This is a genomic window from uncultured Romboutsia sp. (genome assembly GCF_958366745.1).
GTDB classification, from domain to species: domain Bacteria; phylum Bacillota; class Clostridia; order Peptostreptococcales; family Peptostreptococcaceae; genus Romboutsia; species Romboutsia timonensis.
Genome location: NZ_CATXCO010000229.1, coordinates 1 through 3,692, shown reverse-complemented (window position 1 = coordinate 3,692; position 3,692 = coordinate 1). Strand labels below are relative to the sequence as shown.

5 protein-coding genes are annotated in these 3,692 nt (G+C 26.1%); 3 read left to right on the top strand and 2 right to left on the bottom strand.

From position 1 onward, the window contains the following. Positions 1-117: 117 nt before the first annotated feature. The 3 genes from Q5F54_RS11790 to Q5F54_RS11780 all read left to right on the top strand — a co-directional run bounded on the left by Q5F54_RS11790 (position 118) and on the right by Q5F54_RS11780 (position 2,328). Entirely contained in the window at positions 118-624 is a 507-nt protein-coding gene (locus Q5F54_RS11790) for a thioredoxin family protein (RefSeq protein WP_281538669.1), read from the top strand. 120 nt (positions 625-744) lie between these two features. Next, the gene (gene gltS / locus Q5F54_RS11785; protein WP_302170269.1) at positions 745-1,941 is read left to right on the top strand and encodes a sodium/glutamate symporter; all 1,197 of its coding nucleotides are present in this window, start codon (positions 745-747) and stop codon (positions 1,939-1,941) included. Between the two features lie 81 nt (positions 1,942-2,022). Further along, on the top strand, positions 2,023-2,328 hold the full coding sequence (locus Q5F54_RS11780; protein WP_281538670.1) for a DUF1540 domain-containing protein: 306 nt from the start codon (positions 2,023-2,025) through the stop codon (positions 2,326-2,328). 71 nt (positions 2,329-2,399) lie between these two features. On the opposite strand, the gene Q5F54_RS13100 is transcribed toward Q5F54_RS11780, so the two are convergent. After that, positions 2,400-2,522, bottom strand: a complete 123-nt coding sequence (locus tag Q5F54_RS13100) for an IS3 family transposase (RefSeq protein ID WP_330578064.1) — start codon at positions 2,520-2,522, stop codon at positions 2,400-2,402. A 219-nt stretch (positions 2,523-2,741) separates the two neighbouring features. Beyond that, positions 2,742-3,692 (bottom strand): dicarboxylate/amino acid:cation symporter (locus Q5F54_RS11775; protein WP_302334482.1); only part of this gene is annotated, 951 nt, incomplete at its 5' end.

Here is a 3,692-nt window from a genome sequence, read left to right as displayed (position 1 = left end):
TTATTATACTCATTACTAATTATATAATTTTGTTTGTATTATAAAGTAAAATTTATATACTCTATATTATTATTTATGGTAGTATATGTATATAAATAATAATTTTGGAGGTTTGTTATGGTTGAAATGAGTCTTAAAGAACTATTTGAAATTGGTCAAAGCTTTGAAAGTTCTGTCGGAGAAGGAACTAAAGGGGAAAGAGCTAGAATTTTCAAAAATAATTCTAGATTAAATTTAACTGATGAAATGATATCATTTATAGAAAATATAGACTATGAAGTGAATTTCTTAGTTTCAGGTGAAATATGGTGTCCTGATTTTCAATTAAATGCTACAGTTTTAAAAAGATTTTTAGATCTTAATACTAACTTTAATATGTCAGTTATAACTATGGCTCGTGGTAAAAAGTTTATGGCTCCTGCTTTAGGTATTGATAAAGAATCTTTTAAAGGTCCTAGTATCGCTGTTTTAGATAAGGATTTCAATGTTTTAGGATTATTTGAAGAAAGACCACAAGTTGTTCGTGATATGCCTAGTTTTGATGATATAAAACTTGAATACTATAAGGGTAAATACCTTTTAGATACTGTTAATGATTTCATAAAAATATTAAAAAAATTATAAATTTAAAATTCGCTTCACCAACACACTAATCAAGGGAAGCGAATTTTATATGCATTATTTTATAGCTTATCTAATATATTTTTATATGTACAAGTTAAAATATGTAAGGTAGGTGGTATTTTGCATTCTTTAAATTTTGATATTACCTCGACTTTGATTTTATCTATAATTTTATTTATTGTAGGTAATTTTATAAAAAATAAAGTCAATATATTCAATAGATTTTGTATTCCTTCACCAGTTATTGGTGGATTATTATTTTGTCTATTAACTCTTCTTTTAAAGTTTTTTAACATCTGTGATATTTCTATGGATACTTCTCTAATGGATTATTTAATATGTTTTTTCTTTACCACAGTTGGAATTTCAATGAGTATGTCTTTAGTTAAAAAAGGTGGAAAAGCACTTATAAAATATTGGATTTTGTGCGGAGTTTTATCATATTGCCAAAATATAATTGCTCTTATCTTATCTAAAGTTATAGGTATAAATCCATTACTTGGACTTATGTGTGGTACGATTTCAATGGAAGGTGGACATGGTTCTTCTGCTGCCTATGGTGCTACTATAGAAAATTTAGGTATACAAAATGCTATAAGCGTTGGTATAGCATCATCAACCCTTGGTCTTATATTAGCAGGACTTATTGGCTCTCCTCTTGCTAAGTTTTTAATTGACAAGTATAAATTAAAACCCGACTTAAACTATAAAAAAGTATCTATATCAAAAAATATTGATATTAGAATAAACCTTGATATTTTTTCATTTTTAGAACAATTATTAGCTATTCTTCTTTGTATATCTTTAGGAAAATTAATAGCCAATATATTTTTCAACTTAACAGGGATAATAATTCCAGCTATAACTGGTTGTATGTTAATATCAGTATTATTTAGAAATATAAATGATAAAGTTAATATTATAAATCTAGATTTTAAAATTATTGTTTTTTTAAGTGATTTATCCCTTGGAATATTTTTAACTATGGCACTTATGAGCATTGATTTATTTAAGTTATCAAGTTTATTTGGCCCAATACTTATTATTGTTATATGCCAAGCTATTTTTATAATTATATACTCTATTTTTATTTGTTTTAAAGTTCTTGGTAAAAACTTCGATTCTGCAGTTATGATAAGTGGTCTTATTGGTCATGGATTAGGTGCTACACCTACAGCTTTAGCTAATATGACCTCTATAGGTGATAAATATGGCTATTCTCAAAAAGCTTTTTTAGTAGTTCCATTGGTTGCTGCCTTTTTACTTGATGTATTTACAATGCCCTGTATAATCCTATTTATAAATATATTAGGCTAATATATTTATTTTTAGATGTAAATGATTAAAATAATTTATCTTTGACATAATAATAATAGAATTTTATTTAGGAGGTATTTTATGGGAAGTAATTTACATTGCTCAGCTACAAACTGCGCATTCAATAAAACTGGAGGTTGTTATGCTTCGCAAATAAAAGTTGAAGGATATGATGCAGCTATAACACCTGAAACTTATTGTGATACATTTAGAGATAAAGATAACTTTAATATGACTAACTACCATGGTAATACAAGTTTAACTAGTACTCAAAATATATCTTGTAGTGCTAATAAATGTACATATAATATATATGGTGCTTGTAATGCAAGCCATGTAGATATAAATTTTGAAAATAGTAGCTGTGAAACATTCGTTGCTAAATAGTGTTTTTTAATAATAAATGTGTAATTATTATTAAAATAGATTCTTTATCAAAGACACTATAAAAAAGAGCATTAAGAAATTACTAAAAGCTGATTTCTGTATTGTACAGTAATCAGCTTTTTTAAATTCCACTGAAAATAGTCATTATTATAATCCATGTAATGATCTATCAATATTTTAAGTTCTTCTATTATTCTACAGTTTTACATATTTATTTTTAGAAATTTTAATATTTTTAGTTATATAAATACCTTTTTAATCATCTTATAATAATTCCTTAGTTAATATTGTACAAAAAAAGATCCCATAAATAAACACGCTTTTTATCATGTCCACTATATAGGATCTATTTTATACTTTGAGCTATTTTTATATTTTTATATTTTTATATTATCGCATTAAGATATTATTTATTATCCATTATAAATTTCTTCGTTTAAGTTATTTTCTGATTTAGACACATAAACAGCAGTTGCAGCATCTCCAACTACATTTAATGAAGTAACAAGCATTTCTATTGGTCTGTTTATTGCAAGTATTAATGAATATGCAAGTACTGCTGCATCATTTTGATATCCCATACCTGTTAAAACAGTAAATAGTATTATTGCTCCAGCACCAGGAGCAGCAGGTGTACCAATTGATGCTATTAAAGCTAATACTGATATTATTAATATATTTCCTACAGTAACTTCATATCCTGAACTAGATGCTATAAATATTGCTGCAATAACTTGCATTATAGCGGTTCCGTTCATGTTGATAGTCATACCAAGTGGTAATGTAAAAGATGCTATTTCTTCACTTACACCTAAGTCCTCAATAATAGTTTTAGTATTTAAAGGCAATGTTGCAGCAGATGAAGAAGTAGAGAAACCAAATAAAGCTACTTTTGAAATTTTCTTTACAAATATCATTGGATTTAATCCTGTAGTAAAGTAAATAAATAAAGCATATCCAATAGTTAAGAATAATATTAAAGCTATTGTAGTAGTACCAACATATGCAAGAGCTGGTTTTAAATGCTCAACACCATAAATTGCAAAAGTTCTTGTTATTAAAACAAAGATAGCTATTGGTCCAAATTTAGTTATAACAAATGTTAAAAAAGTAGTTATTATTTTATTTATATCTTGTAATAGTTTCTTTAATACTAAAATTTCATTTCCTAAAGAATTAATACAAATTCCCGTAACACTAGCTAAGAAAACTATAGATAAAACACGTCCATTTTCACCAAATACTGAAGTTATGTTATTTGGTATAGCTTGTACAAATACTAAAAGCGGATTGCTAGCAACACTTCCTTCACTTGAGGCTATATTATTTATACTTACATTAAATAAACCAAGTTTATTAGCAGT